The sequence below is a fragment of the Rhizobium sp. AB2/73 genome (assembly GCF_020871915.1).
Lineage (GTDB): Bacteria > Pseudomonadota > Alphaproteobacteria > Rhizobiales > Rhizobiaceae > Rhizobium > Rhizobium dioscoreae.
The window spans coordinates 1043819-1059581 of the sequence record NZ_CP067071.1; the positions used below are offsets into that span (position 1 = coordinate 1043819).

A 15763-nucleotide genomic window follows, 5' to 3' on the forward strand; every position below is an offset into this window, starting at 1 on the left:
AGGCGGCTCTCATGCTTTCGCTATCTGTTATCCAGCTGTGCCCTTACCAGCTTCAGTCCCTTTTCCGTGATCCGGTAGGGTTGGCCGTCCGTAGACCGGATGGCCTTCAGACGCCTGAGCCTGCGAAAGAGCTCAATACCGAAATCGGGATAGACCCAGCCGTCCCGCGTGAAGCAGTAGACGGTGTCGATCTTCTTCTTTTCGGTGCGTTCGAGTTCAATGCGCCCGCCCTGAGCGAGCAGGTGGAGAATGCGCTGTTCCGCGCGTGAAATATCCATTGGAGTCAGAATCCGTAATGCGCCATAGGGCGCAACAAAACGATCCGAAGCTTCCCTCAAGGGAAGTCGGGGCTTCGTTTTTCAGGCCCGGCACGCAAGAGAACCTGCGAGCGAGGCCTTTACCGGCACTGACAAAAGGTGGACATCAAAACTCCATTGATGCGCCTCTCTAAAACAGGTTGCGCTCCACAGTCAAGCTTCAACCCGTCTTTGCCTTTTACCACTAGCTAAAATGATTGAGTCTCTCCGCTGGCAAAAGCCTTTCGCGGGTGCTTTACTGTCTCCAAATGGCGGGGGCCCGATGATCCACATTCGCAATGCCCATGAAGGTGAAACTGCGGTATTGGCGAGCATTGGCTTGCGCTCCTGGCAAAGGGCGATGGGCGCGATCGGTGGCACGGGCGAGCTGCTGGAAAGTGCAAGCGAAGCCTTTACCAATTTCACCCGCAATCTCTGGCTGACGATCACGGTGGTCGAGCTGAACGGCGAGGCTGTGGGATGGGCGGCGCGCGAGGCGCTGGACGAAGCGATTTCCGATTTCTGGATCGATCCGGATTTCGTCAGGCGCGGCCTCGGCTCGGCGCTTCTGGCGCGGATCGAAGCGGACGTGCGCGGGCAGGGGCTGGAGAAGGTTTCGCTGCAGAGCCATGCGGGCAATACCGATGCCATCGCCTTCTTCAGGGCGCGCGGCTATGAGATCCGCTGGCTGTCGATCGTCTATTCCCCCAAGCTCGACAGCGATGTTCCCACAGTCGGGCTTTCGAAATCGCTGGTCGATGAAAGCGACGGCGCCTATGGCCCGGGCATATAGCACGCAGCCGATGCCGAAAGCCTTGCGCCGCCCCGCCAATTGCTCTACCTCACCAAAGCAGAAAACAGCATTATACAAGAGCTTCCCATGACCATTGTCGACGTCCGTACACCAGATCCGAAACGCTTCATTCCCGGTGCCACAGGTGACTGGGAAGTCGTTATCGGGATGGAAGTCCACGCCCAGGTGCTGAGCAAGTCCAAGCTCTTCTCCGGCGCCTCGACGGCGTTCGGCAATCCTCAGAATTCCAACGTGTCGCTCGTCGACGCCGCCATGCCCGGCATGCTGCCCGTCATCAACGAGGAATGCGTCAAGCAGGCCGTGCGCACCGGTCTCGGCCTGAAGGCCAAGATCAACAAGCGTTCGATCTTCGACCGCAAGAACTATTTCTATCCCGACCTGCCGCAGGGCTATCAGATCTCGCAGTTCAAGGATCCGATCGTCGGCGAGGGCAAGATCGTCATTTCGCTCGGTCCGGACCGTCAGGGCCAGTTCGAGGATATCGAGATCGGCATCGAGCGCCTGCATCTGGAACAGGATGCCGGGAAGTCGATGCACGATCAGCACGCGACCATGTCCTATGTCGATCTCAACCGCTCCGGCGTCGCGCTGATGGAAATCGTCTCCAAGCCGGATATCCGCTCGGCCGACGAGGCGAAGGCCTATATGACGAAGCTGCGCTCGATCGTGCGCTATCTCGGCACCTGCGACGGCAACATGGATGAAGGCTCCATGCGCGCCGACGTGAACGTCTCGGTTCGTCGTCCAGGCGGCGAATTCGGCACGCGCTGCGAAATCAAGAACGTCAACTCCATCCGCTTCATCGGCCAGGCAATCGAGTATGAGGCCCGTCGTCAGATCGGCATTTTGGAGGATGGCGGTACGATCGATCAGGAAACCCGCCTGTTCGATCCGAACAAGGGCGAGACGCGGTCTCTGCGCACGAAGGAAGACGCGCATGATTACCGCTATTTCCCTGATCCGGATCTGCTGCCGCTCGAATTCGACGATGCTTTCGTCGCGGAGCTTGCCGAGCACCTGCCTGAGCTGCCCGACGACAAGAAGGAGCGTTTCGTCCGCGAGCTTGGCCTCTCGATCTACGACGCCTCCGTTCTCGTCTCGGAAAAGGCGATCGCCGATTATTTCGAAGCGGTTGCCGCTGGCCGCGACGGCAAGATGGCGGCCAACTGGGTTATCAACGACTTGCTGGGCGCTCTGAACAGAACCGGCAAAGACATTGAAGAGACTCCGGTTTCGCCCGCCCAGCTCGGCGCGATCATCGACCTCATCAAGGCCGAAACCATCTCCGGCAAGATCGCCAAGGATCTGTTCGAAATCGTGCTCAACGAGGGCGGCGATCCCGCCGAGATCGTCGAGGCGCGCGGCATGAAGCAGGTCACCGACACCGGCGCGATCGAAAAGGCCGTCGACGAGATCATCGCCGCCAACCCGGATCAGGTTGCCAAGGTCAAGGCGAAACCGACGCTTGCCGGCTGGTTCGTCGGCCAGGTGATGAAGTCGACCGGCGGCAAGGCCAACCCGCAGGCGGTGCAGGCGCTGGTCAAGGCCAAGCTCGGCATCGAAGAGGAATAAGCGGTGTTCTTCGTCCGCACCGCCAGCGAGCAGGACCTGGAAAAGGTCCGCGCTCTGCTCGGCGAAACCTGGCATGCGACCTATGACCGGATCTACGGGCCGGAGAAGGTCAGCGAGCTGCACGCCTCCTGGCATTCGCTTGCCTCGCTGAAGGCGCGGCTGGCGAACAAGAATTCCGAATTCCTGGTGGCCGACGACGGCAGGACGATCGGCGGCATGGGCTATGCGGCCATGTCCAAGGAGATGACGAAAACCGTCATGCTCCACATGCTTTATGTCAGCCCAAAGCATCAGCGCGAGGGTATCGGCCGCGATATTTTCGCTGAGCTGGAGACCTGCTTCCCGGATGCGGAGATCATGCGCCTCGAGGTCGATCCGCAGAACGCGCCTGCGATCGCCTTTTACCAGGCCCACGGCTTTGTCGAGGTCGGCCGCACGGAAAACTGCGGCAACGGGCAGTCGGGCATTCCGGCGCTGATATTCGAGAAGCCGCTGGCGGGCCACTGAAAGAATAGGCGAGATCATTCATGGAAGCCGGCCGCCTGCTAATCCGCGAAGCGAAAGAGTCCGACCTTCATGCCCTGATCGCGCTCTTCGCCGCCGACACCATGGGCGGTCATGGCGATACCGCCGAGCCTTCGGCTTACGACGATTATGCCAATGCCTTTCGCGTGATTGCCGCATCGTCGAACCAGACGCTTTACGCCGCTGAGCTTGCCGGCGAGGTCGTCGGCACCTTTCAGACAATTGTCGTCACCTCGCTGCACGGTCGGGGATCGTCCGTGATGATCATCGAGTCCGTCCAGACGCGTGGCGACATGCGCGGGCAGGGGATCGGAGCGGCGATGATCAACTTCTGCATCGAGGAGGCGAGACGCCGCGGCATGCGGATGGTACAGCTGACCTCGAATGCGGCTCGCAAGGATGCACATCGCTTCTATGAAAGACTCGGTTTCAAGCCGACACATCTGGGCTTCAAGATGACATTGAAATGAAGCCGTTTGCCTGCTGGAATCACTGGACAAGCAGGATCAGGGGCGGCATAAGCAAACTATCGAATTCTGGTATCGCTCGCCCCTCAGCGGGTATCGAGGAAAAGACATGTGGAATTTCATCGTACAGACCTTCACCTGGTGGAACAGTCAGACCATGGGGACGCGCTTCGCGACTTGGCGGTTTGGCAAGCGTGTCGGCGAGGATGAGTTCGGGAATGTCTATTACGAAGGCGGCATGTCCTCTTACGGCCTTCCAAAGCGCTGGGTGATCTACAAGGGCTATGCCGAAGCCTCCGCCATTCCTCCGGGCTGGCACGGCTGGATGCATCATCGCACCGACGTTCCGCCGACCAAGGAAAACTATGTCGCCAAGGACTGGCAGAAGGAGCATCGCGCCAATCCCACAGGCTCGCCGCAGGCTTACCGCCCGCCGGGCTCTCTCGCAGTTGCCGGCGAGCGTCCGCGCGTGACCGGCGACTACGACGCCTGGACCCCGGGCAACTGAGCGCGACAGCCGGCTCGTCCTTTGGCCACAATTGGGCCTTAGGCGCGACATATGCCGGCGCGAGCTCGGCGCCTTGACCGAGACCAAGCGGAGACTGGCGGATATGATGTTTTTCACGCGGAGCGCTTCTTTGCGTGCGGTGGCTGCAGCGGGAATCACCCTCTTCGCCGGCATCATGGCAGCCCCTACTGCCGAGGCTGCCCGCATATCGAATCCAGTTGCGGTCTTCTCCGGCCTCGACAAGATCACCGGCCGCATCACCACCTTCGACGTTTATGTCAACGAAACCGTGCAGTTCGGTGCATTGCAGGTGACGCCGCGCGCCTGCTATTCGCGAGACGATACCGAGCAACAGAAGGTGGACGGTTTCGTCGAGGTGGACGAGATCACTCTCGATCGCCGTATCCGCCGCATCTTCACCGGCTGGATGTTCGCAGACAGCCCCGGCCTCAACGCCGTCGAGCATCCGATCTATGACGTCTGGCTGAAAGAGTGCAAGCAGAAGTCCGACGTTCCGGCGCCGGATACTGCCGGCGCGAAGTAGTCGGTTTCGAGACATTCACAGCAGGATTATGTAGCCCGCAGAAGCCTTTCTCCTGCGGGCATAGTTTCATTCTCGCTCGGTATTTGCCGCCGCTTCACCTATCGCCAGACGATCGGCCACCTCCGACAAGTCGAGTACGATCCGGACGCCGTCTTTGATCTTGTGCCGCAACAAGTCGCTGCGGTCCGGATAGGCTTTCAATTTGCCTCGATCCCGAAGGCCCTGAAGCCGCGAGCGCGGGATTGCCAACTCCGATGCAAGCAGCCGATCAAGGCGCAAGTTTATCGGGAATTGGGCTGATATCTCGATATCAAGCAAAGTCCAGCCGCTTGCCACACCCATAGCCTCTTTGAGGATGGAGACATCGGGCGGCTCCTCGATACGTTTGGCTTTCCGCCTCAGCCCATCAAGATCGAATTCCTGCGCGCGCACCCAGTCCGGATCGCTGCGCTGCAGTGCCTCGAGCGTGGAAGGGGCGAGGTCGTGAACGGTCCGGCGCTCGAAGAGCGTTCGGTTCCATGTCTTGTCGCAATCGTTGCACTTATAGACAAGCCAGGCATCGAGCCGCTTGCCATTGGCGTTGAGCCTGATCTTGCCGCTCGATCTGAAGGGTTTTGGAGATCCGCAGCCGCTGCAGGCGATCCATGGTTGAGGCGATGTTTTAGGCGTAAGGGTCCAACGGACCTGAAGAATATTGCACATACCGTCTTGGTCTTCCGTCTGGAAGTCCACCAAGCTGGCGGTGAGATAAGCCCGTCAGGGCGCGGTATGGCGATATTGCGGGACGGCTGAAGAGCTGAGACAGCGGTGGCTGCATTAGGCGCGTTTTGACAATGCCAAACCGGTCTCAGGCCATCACCCGATGGACATGAATATGCATCGGACGGCATTGAACCGTCCCGATGCACTGGGTGATTTGGATGAGACCGGTATTTACGACGGCAAAGTGGAACCTCTATGCACCAACGCTCTTCGCTTGCAGGGATAGCAGACCACAATCAGGATTTGAAGTGGCAAAAAACTTCAGGCGTGGATTGCCTCAGCCGTCACTGTTTCCTTTGCGGCGGAACAGACTCAGGATCTTGCGGCCGGCCGCCACGACACCCGCCAGCACTACGATGAGGCCCTTCTTCAATGCCAGAAGGGCGACGCCAAAACTTTTGAAGAAGCCGAGAATGACTGCAAGCAGGCCAAGCTTTGCCGCAACCTTTACGCCCGCACCGGCAGCGATCATGCCCGCCATACTATAGGCGGCGATCTTGTCGCCATTGGCGAAATCGGCATAGCGCTTGCCGCTATCATATTGCACGGTGTTGATGACGTTGGGGATAGCGGCGTTGATTTCCTGCAGCTGATCCAGTCCGGCGACGAAATCGAGCTCGGTGACGCCCTCGCGTCCCAGCACGCGCACGGAATAGTTCAGCGTGTGACCGGCATTGGGATCCTTGCCGAAAATCAGATCGCGCGCCCAGTGGAGGGCATGGGTCGCCTTATCGTAATGTGGCGGTTCTGCCCAGCCGACCAGTGTGATCGGGTCAAAGCCCTGCTGTTCGCGTTCGGGATTCGCTTCCTTGATCGCGTCCTGGATCTTCTTCAGAAGATCGTCGTAATCGGTCGATGCTGCATCCTCATCGGAGACATAGCCGCTGCCGTCATAGTCGATGACGGAACCCCAGGAATGTGGGTCGGTCGGCGGATATTTGGCCGGGAAGATCATGCCGAGCGGATTACCCACCGAACTTTCCGGATTGCCCCAGAGCTCAACCAGCACCTTCTTCGAATCCTGCGGATTGAGATAGTAGAACTGGTCAGAGACAGTCAGCGTGGCATTGGCGGTGGGGATCTTGATCGCGCCCTGCTGGAAATCCAGCGTTTTAAGCACGGCGCCTTCGTCGCCTACCGGCGGCTCGACTCCGAACATGTCGTGGAATGATTTGGCGTTGGTCTGCGTCGCGATGGTCAGCGCGGCGAGAAAGACAATTGCAATATGATTCTTCACGATTCTACCCTCGGCTGTTGTGCCGAACTTAGGGCAGTCCGTTTCGTAATCAATTCATTTCGGACAGATTTCCACCATCGGAGAAGCTGAGATTGGGTGATTCCATCGCTTTCTCCAGCATCTTGGCATAGGCATCCTTCGGCACATCGATGGCGCCGAATGTCTTCAGGTGCTCGGTGGTGAATTGCGTGTCGAGCAGGGTGAAGCCGCGCTCGCGCAGGCGCTCCACCAGATAGACGAGACAGATCTTGGAAGCGTCCGTGCGACGGGAAAACATGCTTTCGCCAAAGAAAGCCGACCCCAGCGAAACGCCATAGAGCCCGCCAACCAGCCGGTCGCCGTCCCAGGCCTCCACGGAATGGGCGTGGCCGATATGATGCAGTGTGGCATAAAGCGTGCGGATCGTGTCGTTGATCCAGGTGCTGGGGCGATCGCTCGTCTCTTCAGCGCAGGCGGCGATGACCGCTTCGAAATCCGTGTCGAAGCGAATATCGAAGGGGTGTTGACGGATCTTCTTGGCGAGGCTCTTGGAGACGTGAAACGTATCCAGGGGGATGATGCCTCGCAACTCCGGCTCGACCCAGAAGATCTCCGGATCGTCTGCCGATTCAGCCATCGGAAAAAGCCCGATGGAATAGGCGCGCAGCAAAATCTCCGGGGTAATGCCGGGACGTTTGCCGCGCGCTCCGGGCACAGGCTAGGCCAATGTTTTTGCCAGGTAGTTTTCCAGCCAATGGATATCGTAATCGCCGTTGGCGATATCCTGATTGGAAACCAGATCCTGGAAGAGCGGCAGGGTGGTCTTGATGCCGTCCACAACGAATTCGTCAAGCGCACGGCGCAGGCGCATCATGCATTCGACGCGGGTGCGCCCGTGCACGATGAGCTTGCCGATCAGACTGTCGTAGTAGGGAGGGATCCTGTAGCCCTGATAGGCACCGGAATCGATACGAACGCCAAGGCCGCCGGGCGCATGGAAATGCGTGATCGTGCCGGGCGAGGGGACGAAGGTGCGGGCATCCTCGGCATTGATACGGCATTCGATGGCATGGCCTTGGAAATGCACCTCGTCCTGCGTGACCGAAAGACCGCCGCCGGAAGCGACGCGAATCTGCTCGTGCACGAGGTCGATGCCGGTGATGGCTTCCGTGACCGGATGCTCCACTTGCAGACGGGTGTTCATTTCGATGAAGTAGAACTCGCCGTTCTCATAGAGGAATTCGATGGTGCCGGCGCCGCGATACTTCAGCTTCTTCATCGCGTCGGCGCAGATCTGGCCGATCTTCATGCGCTGCTCGACGTTGAGGGCTGGGGAGTTGGCCTCTTCCCAGACCTTCTGGTGGCGGCGCTGCAGCGAGCAGTCACGTTCGCCGAGATGAATCGCATTGCCTTCGCCGTCACCGAAAACCTGGATTTCGATATGGCGCGGCTTGCCGAGATACTTTTCCATATAGACGGATTCGTTGCCGAAGGCGGCTGCGGCTTCCGTGCGTGCCGTCGACCAGGCCTCGATCAGGTCTTCTTCGGTACGAGCGACCTTCATGCCGCGGCCGCCGCCGCCGGCGGTTGCCTTGATGAGCACCGGATAGCCGATCTCGCGCGCCGTTTTCAGCGCATCCGCCTCGGTCTTCACTTCGCCGTCGGAACCGGGAACGACCGGAATGCCGAGCTGCTGCGCCGTGGTCTTGGCGGTGATCTTGTCGCCCATGATGCGGATATGTTCCGCCGTCGGACCGATGAAGGTAATGCCGTGCGCCTCGAGAATATCGGCGAACTTGGCATTTTCCGACAGGAACCCATAGCCGGGATGCACGGCGTCCGCGCCGGTGATCTCGCAGGCGGCGACGATCTGATGGATATTGAGATAGCTTTCGCGCGACGGCGGCGGGCCGATGCAAACGCTCTCATCCGCAAGCCGTACATGCATGGCATCGGCATCGGCCGTGGAGTGCACCGCAACGCTCGCAATGCCGAGCTCCTTGCAGGCGCGCAGCACGCGCAGAGCGATCTCTCCGCGATTGGCTATGAGAATCTTCGAAATCATGGGCATCGGGCCGACCTTACTCGATGACGACCAGGGCTTCGCCGTACTCGACCGGACGGCCGTCCTGAACGAGAATTTCAGTCACCGTGCCGGATTTCGGTGCGGGGATCTGGTTCATCGTCTTCATTGCTTCGATGATGAGCAGCGTCTGACCTTCCTTGACGGATGCGCCGACCTGGATGAAGGCAGCCGAGCCTGGAGCCGGCGCCAGATAGGCAGTGCCGACCATCGGCGCACTGACGACATTGTCGGGGTTGCGGGTCTTGCCGGCGGGAGCGGCGGCGGCCGGCGCTGCTGCCGCGGCAGCAGGAGCGGCGTAAGCGGCCGGGGCGGCAATCGGCGCCTGAACATACTGCGTCGTGCCGGCGCGCGACACGCGGATGCGCAAATCTTCCTGTTCGACTTCGATCTCGGTGAGATCCGTGTCGTTGAGAATATTGGCGAGATCGCGAATCAGCGCCTGGTCGATACCCGATTTCTTTTCAGCCATTGGATTTCTTGCCCTGTATTTTTGTTATTGGGTGATGGATTTCAGCGCTTGAAGCGCCAGGATGTAGCTATGAGGTCCGAAACCGCAGATCATGCCCTTTGCTGCGGGCGCGATCATCGATTTGTGCCGGAATTCTTCGCGTGCGTGGATATTGGAGATATGCACCTCCACGACGGGAATGGAAATGGCGCGGATCGCATCATGCAGGGCGATCGACGTATGACCGTAGGCACCCGGATTGATCGCGACGCCGGCAGCCTTGTCGCCAGCTTCGTGCATCCAGTCGACCAGCACGCCTTCGTGATTGCTCTGGCGGAAATCGACGATGAAGCCCAGGCTTTCACCTGCGGCCTTGCAATCGGCTTCGATATCCTTGAGCGTCTTGCCGCCATAGATGCCCGGCTCGCGCTTGCCGAGAGCATTCAAATTGGGTCCGTTCAGGACGAAAATAGTTTGCGCCATTAGAGGTTCCGTCAAAGTGCAGCGCAACCTATAGACTCCCAAGGCTCCGTAGGAAAGCCCTGGCACGAAGGTTGCGTGCCTCTAGGTGTGGAAACGCCGCGATTTTGGCATTTTTGCGCCATGCTGTGTCGCAGCGCCGTTCCGAAGCTCGTAAAAAAGCGAATAGGCCTCTCGCTTACCCGCTTTTGAGAGTAGGCTTTTGCGCCGTTCAGCAGCTCGTCTTGCCGCAGCTGCGAACGTTGGCGATCTTTTCCTTGATAGCGTCGAGACCGATGGCGCCCGAAACCATCTCGTTGCCGATGACATAGGCCGGCGTGCCTGTCACGTTGAGATCGGAGGCAAGCTGATAGGTCGCCTTGATCATGTCAGTGTTCGGCGCTTTTGCCATTTCGGCGCGGATGGCCGCTTCGCTGACACCGAGCGAGGTGGCGACATCGATGGCGGTGTCTTCGGAGGCGCGGCCGTCGCTGCCCAGCAGCTTGTGATGGAACTCGGCATATTTTTCCGGCGCGAGCAGGCGGAACGCGCTGGACACCCGGGAAGCGGCAACTGAATCCTGGCCAAGGATCGGGAATTCCTTCAGCACGAAACGAACATTCTTATCCTGCTGCAGAAGCTTGTCCATATCGCCGAGCGCATGGCGGCAATAGGTGCAGTTATAGTCGAAGAATTCGACGACGGTGATATCGCCCTTCGGATTGCCGATGGCCACGTCATCCTTGGAGTTGAAGATCGCATCCTTGTTCTGGGTGATCACCTGGGCCGACTGCGCAATGCGGGCTTCATCCTGTTTCTTTTCAAGCGCGGCCTGTGCATCCAGCAGTACCTCCGGGTGCTCGACGAGATATTCCTTGATGAAATCCCCGATTTCCTTCTTCTGCTGGTCGTCCAGCGCGGCGGCCGGCTGGATCGTGGCGAAGGACGCTGTCAGGGCAATCGCCGAAACCGTCAGCAGGCTTTTGAGAGAAAAGGTCATGGGGTCCTCGTTTGGATCTGAGCGGAGACGTCATTCTCGGATGCGCAATAACATCGTCGGGTTAACATCCGCAAATAAGCATCGACAATTTACGGTGCGTCCTTACTTCCAGAAACAGGAATTTTCACGACAAAGCCGCAATCGCAGGATTGTGAACGAGCCGATATTGCGGCAAATGTCGCTTGCCAATCCGATCCGAGAGAGAATTGACCGTGTTTTCCCTATCCAAGCGCAGCGATGTCGAACCCTTTCATGCCATGGATGTGCTGGCGGAAGCGACACGGCGTCGCCAGGCTGGGCATTCCGTCATTTCCATGGCGGTTGGGCAGCCATCCCATCCCGCGCCCCAAGCAGCGTTGGAGGCGGCGCGCGCAGCCCTTGGCCACGGGCGCATCGGCTATACAGATGCGCTCGGTACTCTGGCCCTGCGGCAGGCGCTCTCCGGCCATTACCAGGTACGCCACGGCCTCAGCATCGATCCGAAGCGCATTGCGATCACGACAGGCTCTTCGGCAGGCTTCAATCTCGCCTTTCTGACCCTGTTCGATGCCGGCGATAGCGTTGCCATCGCACGGCCGGGCTATCCGGCCTATCGCAATATCCTCGCCGCACTCGGTCTCGATGTCGTCGAGGTGCCGGTCACGGAGGAGACGCAGTTTACGTTAACGCCCGAGAGCCTCGAGGCAGTGCAGGCTGAAAGCGGCAAGCGTCTGAAGGGTGTGCTGCTCGCAAGCCCCGCCAATCCCACAGGCACGGTGACGGGCAGGGCGGCCTTGAAGGCGCTGGCTGATTATTGCGCGGATCGTTCCGTCGCCTTCATCTCCGACGAGATCTACCACGGGCTGACTTTCGTCGGCGAGGAGACGAGTGCGCTGGAGCTGACGGACGAGGCGATCGTCATCAATTCCTTCTCGAAATATTACTGCATGACCGGCTGGCGCATCGGCTGGATGGTCTTGCCGGAACGGCTCGTTCGTCCCGTCGAGCGCGTGGCCCAGAGCCTTTACATTTCCGCGCCGGAACTGTCGCAGATTGCCGCCGAGGCCGCGCTCGGGGCCGGCGCTGAACTGGATGTCTATCGCGAGAGCTACGCCCGCAACCGCGATTTCCTCCTGCGCCGGCTGCCGGAAATCGGCTTCCGTATTGCCTCGCCGATGGATGGCGCTTTCTACGCCTATGTCGATGTCAGCCGCTTCACGAACGACAGCATGGTCTTTGCGCAAAAGATGCTGGCCGAAATCAACGTCGCCGCCACGCCCGGCCTCGATTTCGATCCTGTGGAAGGACATCGCGCGATGCGTTTCTCCTATGCCGGCTCGAATGCCGAGATCGAGGAAGCCATCGAACGTATGGCGACCTGGCTGAAATAGAATCTACAATCAATGGTTTGGGCGAGCTTGCGGAAGCATTTTCGCAAGCGTGGAACCACTGCGCTTTGGCTTCTTATGCAGCGTGAATGACGAATAAGTCGCGCAACGGAAACGAAAAATCCGGCCGCGTTGCCACAGCCGGATTTTAAGTTCATCACGAATTGATCTTCTTAGAAGAAGCCGCGGCGTTGCCACCAGCCGGCTTTCTTCGGCTTGGTCGGCTCTCCGTCGCTCTCGCTACCTTCGTTAGCGCGGGTGGATTTCACCACCGGAGCAGAGGAGGAAACGTTGGATTCGCGGTTGGCGCGGGCCGGTTTGGCTGCATCCTCAGACGCTTCGGGCGCCGCCGTGTCTGCCGAATTGTCCATAACTTCGGCGATCTCGGCAACTGCCTCGATTTCGACATCCGCTGTGGGCGCTTCCTCGACTGCGGGCGTCTCGACCGGCGATGCTTCGACAGCCTTTGCCTTGCGGCGACCGCGGCCTTTGGCGGGCTTGACGTCTTCGGTAACGACGGCTGCCGTTTCGACCGCTGCCATGGCGGGCTGCGCCTCGACGGCGGCTTCGCCTTCGGCAACCGCGATCTCGGCCACCGTTACGCTTGCGTCGTCGCCCTCTTCTGCATCGTTCTCATCAGCTTCGCCGGAACCGGCTTCCTCGCCTGCTGCAGTCTGTTCGTTGCCTTCGTTTTCACGATTGCGTCGTCCGCCACGCTTGCCGCGACGACGGCGCTTGCGCTTCTGCTGTGTGTCATCGTCACTGCCGGGGGATGCGGTATTTTCCGCACCAACATCAGCTTCGTCGTCGTCACCGTCACCGTCTTCGCCGTCCGCATCCTCAGCGACACTGGCCGCCGAACCTGCCTCGGAAACCGGAGCGGCTTGGGTATCGTTGCCACGGCCGCGGCGCCGGCGACGACGCTTGCGCTTGCGGTTGCCGTCATTGCCTTCGGAGCGAGCCGATGGCTGCTGCTCGGTGCTCGCAGCCTTTTCTTCCAGCTCTTCGTCTTCCTCCTCGTCCGCTTCGATGACGATATCGTCGTCATCGTCGTCCGGGATGGCTGCGAAGTTGAACAGGCTTTCGATCTTCACCGGATTGGCGACCGGCTCACCGCGGTCGATCGCGAAATGCTGCGTGCCGACGGCATTGTCGGCATCGATGACGATCGCGACGCCGAAGCGGCTTTCATAATCGATGATCGTCTGCCGCTTGTGGTTGAGCAGATAGAGCGCAATGTCCGGCGTCGTGCGCACGGTGATGTCGTGCGTCGTGTTCTTGAGCAGATATTCCTCGATGCCGCGCAGGACATGCAGGGCAACGGAAGACTGCGAGCGCACATGACCGGTGCCGCCGCAATGCGAGCAGATCTGCGTCGTGCTTTCGAGAACCGAGGCGCGGATGCGCTGGCGCGACATTTCCAGAAGACCGAAATGCGAGATGCGGCCGACCTGAATGCGGGCGCGGTCGTTCTTCAGGCATTCCTTCAGCTTCTTCTCGACCGCGCGGTTGTTGCGCTTCTCTTCCATGTCGATGAAGTCGATGACGATCAGGCCGGCAAGGTCGCGCAGGCGCAGCTGGCGCGCGATTTCCTCGGCGGCTTCCAGGTTCGTTTGAAGCGCGGTGTCCTCGATCGAATGTTCCCGGGTCGAACGGCCGGAGTTGACGTCGATCGACACCAGCGCCTCCGTCTGGTTCATAATCAGGTAGCCGCCGGAACGCAGCGTCACCTGCGGCTGCAACATGCGGTCTAGCTGCGCCTCGATGCCGGAGCGCGAGAAGATCGGATGGATGTCGCGGTAGGGTTGAACCACCTTGGCGTGGCTCGGCATCAGCATCTTCATGAAGTCTTTCGCTTCACGATAGCCTTCTTCGCCGGCAACGATGATCTCGCCGATATCCTTGTTGTAGAGGTCGCGGATCGAGCGCTTGATCAGACTGCCTTCTTCGTAGACGAGGCACGGCGCGGTCGAAGCCAGCGTCAGCGTGCGGACGTTTTCCCAAAGGCGCATCAGATATTCGAAATCGCGCTTGACCTCGACCTTGGTGCGGTTGGCACCGGCGGTACGCAGGATGACGCCCATGCCCTGTGGCACTTCGAGCATCTTGGCGATTTCCTTCAGGCGCTTGCGGTCCTGCGGATTGGTGATTTTGCGGGAGATACCGCCGCCGCGTGCCGTGTTCGGCATAAGAACCGAATAACGGCCTGCGAGCGAGAGATAGGTGGTCAGCGCCGCACCCTTGTTGCCGCGTTCTTCCTTGGCCACCTGCACCAGCAGGATCTGGCGGCGCTTGATGACTTCCTGGATGCGGTATTGCTTGCGCGGCTTGCGCTGGGCGCGATCGGGAACTTCTTCCATCGCGTCTTCGGCGCCGACGGATTCGATCACTTCCTCTTCGTGGTCATGATCGTCATCATCATCGTCATCATCGTGGCGGCGCTTGGAGGTCGCGACGTCTTCTGAGATCGAATCGGTTTCGACCATCGCAGCCATTTCGCCGGACGGTCCTTCCTCTTCCTCGCTCGGCGCATCGACGGCAGCCGTTGCTTCGGGAGCTGGCGTCTCTTCGGCGGGCGCGTCCGCTACTGCCTTCTTGCGGCTGCGGCGCGGCTTTGCCTTCTTGGCCGGAGCTGCTTCTTCGGCGGGCGCGGCTGCCTCTGCGGCAGGGGCCTCTTCGCCGATCGCAGCCGGCACCTCGGCTTCTTCGCCTTCCTTCGCCACGATGCCGATATCGGGCTGTTCCTGCTGCGAAAGATCGAGCGCCGTCTCGACATGCTCGACATCATCGTCGCGGCGATGCTCCTCGGCCTCGGCCTTCAGCAGCGCCTGACGATCGGCGAGCGGAATCTGGTAATAGTCGGGATGGATTTCGGCAAAAGCCAGAAAGCCGTGCCGGTTGCCGCCGTAATCAACGAAGGCGGCCTGAAGCGAAGGTTCTACCCGCGTTACCTTTGCAAGATAGATGTTGCCGCGAATTTGCTTCTTGTGCTGTGACTCGAAGTCAAACTCTTCTATGCGGTTCCCGCGAACGACAACGACGCGCGTCTCTTCCTCGTGAGACGCATCGATAAGCATTTTGTCTGCCATGAAAGCTGTGCTCCTCGGCGCAGACAACCGGATGGGGGCCTGCCTGTCGCTGGGACAGGCCGGATGTGATCCGCAATCGTTGCGCCGGATAATGAAAGTCGCGATTGGTTCGGCGATGACAGCATCCAGACGGCAGCCGGGGCATCATTTCCCTGGGGTCTGTTCACTTTCTGAAAAAGCTGCTGCGGTAGCATCCGTAACCAAGCGAGATCGACTATGCCCTAGACCCACAAATGGGTCCGATGAATGTGCTCTCTAAAGAGCGTTTGGTGGCTCTCCACCGATGAATTTCCCGTTTGAAGCCGGAAATTCAGATATCCACTGTTTCGAGCGGAAGTACTGCAGACGGCGGATGAATGCCGCTTATTGGCGCCTGGTACTCGAGGCGGCTGCCTTTGCGACGACTCTATCCCGTCAACACTTCTACCCTAATATGCGTTGTATGTTTTATCTGTCACAATAGCAAGGGAAAAGCCAAGTATGCCATAATATTGATGGATTCGTCGGATGATGAGAACGCGGGAGGGCGTCTGGTCGATTCGTCTCCCGGCGCATCATCGATGCGGCCATCAGGTCAAACCTGGTTCCCATTATTGGGACTTCAAAAACA

16 protein-coding genes are annotated in these 15763 nt (G+C 59.5%); 7 read left to right on the top strand and 9 right to left on the bottom strand.

Annotation, left to right across the window (positions count from 1 at the left end):
• Positions 1–20 precede the first annotated feature (20 nt).
• Positions 21–278, bottom strand: coding sequence for a YjhX family toxin (locus I8E17_RS05205; RefSeq protein WP_069614935.1), 258 nt, complete (start codon positions 276–278; stop codon positions 21–23).
• Positions 279–579: 301 nt separating this feature from the next.
• Between I8E17_RS05205 and I8E17_RS05210 the strand changes: the two genes are divergently transcribed.
• The 6 genes from I8E17_RS05210 (at position 580) to I8E17_RS05235 (ending at position 4726) form a co-directional block, all read left to right on the top strand.
• Entirely contained in the window at positions 580–1089 is a 510-nt protein-coding gene (locus I8E17_RS05210; protein WP_069614934.1) for a GNAT family N-acetyltransferase, read from the top strand.
• Between the two features lie 87 nt (positions 1090–1176).
• The gene (gene gatB, locus I8E17_RS05215; RefSeq protein ID WP_069614933.1) at positions 1177–2682 is read left to right on the top strand and encodes an Asp-tRNA(Asn)/Glu-tRNA(Gln) amidotransferase subunit GatB; all 1506 of its coding nucleotides are present in this window, start codon (positions 1177–1179) and stop codon (positions 2680–2682) included.
• A gap of 3 nt (positions 2683–2685) precedes the next feature.
• Positions 2686–3189, top strand: coding sequence for a GNAT family N-acetyltransferase (locus I8E17_RS05220; RefSeq protein ID WP_069614932.1), 504 nt, complete (start codon positions 2686–2688; stop codon positions 3187–3189).
• Positions 3190–3209: 20 nt separating this feature from the next.
• Positions 3210–3677 (top strand): GNAT family N-acetyltransferase, encoded by a 468-nt coding sequence (locus tag I8E17_RS05225; protein WP_069614931.1) that lies wholly within the window; start codon positions 3210–3212, stop codon positions 3675–3677.
• A 106-nt stretch (positions 3678–3783) separates the two neighbouring features.
• Positions 3784–4182, top strand: coding sequence for an NADH:ubiquinone oxidoreductase subunit NDUFA12 (locus I8E17_RS05230; protein WP_069614930.1), 399 nt, complete (start codon positions 3784–3786; stop codon positions 4180–4182).
• A gap of 103 nt (positions 4183–4285) precedes the next feature.
• Positions 4286–4726 (top strand): DUF2155 domain-containing protein, encoded by a 441-nt coding sequence (locus I8E17_RS05235; protein WP_069614929.1) that lies wholly within the window; start codon positions 4286–4288, stop codon positions 4724–4726.
• 66 nt (positions 4727–4792) lie between these two features.
• On the opposite strand, the gene I8E17_RS05240 is transcribed toward I8E17_RS05235, so the two are convergent.
• The 7 genes from I8E17_RS05240 to I8E17_RS05270 form a co-directional block, all read right to left on the bottom strand.
• Complete coding sequence (locus I8E17_RS05240; RefSeq protein WP_219510971.1) at positions 4793–5428, bottom strand: DUF1062 domain-containing protein; 636 nt, start codon at positions 5426–5428, stop codon at positions 4793–4795.
• A gap of 337 nt (positions 5429–5765) precedes the next feature.
• The gene (locus I8E17_RS05245) at positions 5766–6725 is read right to left on the bottom strand and encodes a DUF2167 domain-containing protein (protein ID WP_069614927.1); all 960 of its coding nucleotides are present in this window, start codon (positions 6723–6725) and stop codon (positions 5766–5768) included.
• Positions 6726–6774: 49 nt separating this feature from the next.
• Entirely contained in the window at positions 6775–7419 is a 645-nt protein-coding gene (aat, locus tag I8E17_RS05250; protein WP_069614926.1) for a leucyl/phenylalanyl-tRNA--protein transferase, read from the bottom strand.
• Between the two features lie 3 nt (positions 7420–7422).
• Positions 7423–8775, bottom strand: a complete 1353-nt coding sequence (gene accC / locus I8E17_RS05255; RefSeq protein ID WP_176728039.1) for an acetyl-CoA carboxylase biotin carboxylase subunit — start codon at positions 8773–8775, stop codon at positions 7423–7425.
• A gap of 10 nt (positions 8776–8785) precedes the next feature.
• Positions 8786–9259: an acetyl-CoA carboxylase biotin carboxyl carrier protein gene (accB, locus tag I8E17_RS05260; protein ID WP_069614925.1), complete on the bottom strand. Its 474-nt coding sequence runs from the start codon at positions 9257–9259 to the stop codon at positions 8786–8788.
• A 24-nt stretch (positions 9260–9283) separates the two neighbouring features.
• A complete protein-coding gene (gene aroQ / locus I8E17_RS05265; RefSeq protein ID WP_069614924.1) occupies positions 9284–9721 on the bottom strand; it encodes a type II 3-dehydroquinate dehydratase in 438 nt (145 codons plus the stop codon).
• 208 nt (positions 9722–9929) lie between these two features.
• A complete protein-coding gene (locus I8E17_RS05270) occupies positions 9930–10697 on the bottom strand; it encodes a DsbA family protein (RefSeq protein WP_069614923.1) in 768 nt (255 codons plus the stop codon).
• A gap of 212 nt (positions 10698–10909) precedes the next feature.
• On the opposite strand from I8E17_RS05270, the gene I8E17_RS05275 reads away from it, so the two are divergent.
• Entirely contained in the window at positions 10910–12067 is a 1158-nt protein-coding gene (locus tag I8E17_RS05275; protein WP_069614984.1) for an aminotransferase class I/II-fold pyridoxal phosphate-dependent enzyme, read from the top strand.
• A gap of 170 nt (positions 12068–12237) precedes the next feature.
• Here I8E17_RS05275 and I8E17_RS05280 read toward each other — a convergent pair whose 3' ends face one another.
• The gene (locus I8E17_RS05280; RefSeq protein WP_069614922.1) at positions 12238–15153 is read right to left on the bottom strand and encodes a ribonuclease E/G; all 2916 of its coding nucleotides are present in this window, start codon (positions 15151–15153) and stop codon (positions 12238–12240) included.
• Positions 15154–15763: the final 610 nt, after the last annotated feature.

What these genes read in the sequence shown, in the direction of transcription:
- accB (WP_069614925.1), bottom strand. Translation starts at nt 9,259, where the DNA reads ATGGCTGAAAAGAAATCGGGTATCGACCAGGCGCTGATTCGCGATCTC.
- I8E17_RS05240 (WP_219510971.1), bottom strand. Translation starts at nt 5,428, where the DNA reads ATGTGCAATATTCTTCAGGTCCGTTGGACCCTTACGCCTAAAACATCG.
- aroQ (WP_069614924.1), bottom strand. Translation starts at nt 9,721, where the DNA reads ATGGCGCAAACTATTTTCGTCCTGAACGGACCCAATTTGAATGCTCTC.
- accC (WP_176728039.1), bottom strand. Translation starts at nt 8,775, where the DNA reads ATGCCCATGATTTCGAAGATTCTCATAGCCAATCGCGGAGAGATCGCT.
- gatB (WP_069614933.1), top strand. Translation starts at nt 1,177, where the DNA reads ATGACCATTGTCGACGTCCGTACACCAGATCCGAAACGCTTCATTCCC.
- I8E17_RS05270 (WP_069614923.1), bottom strand. Translation starts at nt 10,697, where the DNA reads ATGACCTTTTCTCTCAAAAGCCTGCTGACGGTTTCGGCGATTGCCCTG.
- I8E17_RS05230 (WP_069614930.1), top strand. Translation starts at nt 3,784, where the DNA reads ATGTGGAATTTCATCGTACAGACCTTCACCTGGTGGAACAGTCAGACC.
- I8E17_RS05225 (WP_069614931.1), top strand. Translation starts at nt 3,210, where the DNA reads ATGGAAGCCGGCCGCCTGCTAATCCGCGAAGCGAAAGAGTCCGACCTT.
- I8E17_RS05205 (WP_069614935.1), bottom strand. Translation starts at nt 278, where the DNA reads ATGGATATTTCACGCGCGGAACAGCGCATTCTCCACCTGCTCGCTCAG.
- I8E17_RS05280 (WP_069614922.1), bottom strand. Translation starts at nt 15,153, where the DNA reads ATGGCAGACAAAATGCTTATCGATGCGTCTCACGAGGAAGAGACGCGC.
- I8E17_RS05210 (WP_069614934.1), top strand. Translation starts at nt 580, where the DNA reads ATGATCCACATTCGCAATGCCCATGAAGGTGAAACTGCGGTATTGGCG.
- I8E17_RS05235 (WP_069614929.1), top strand. Translation starts at nt 4,286, where the DNA reads ATGATGTTTTTCACGCGGAGCGCTTCTTTGCGTGCGGTGGCTGCAGCG.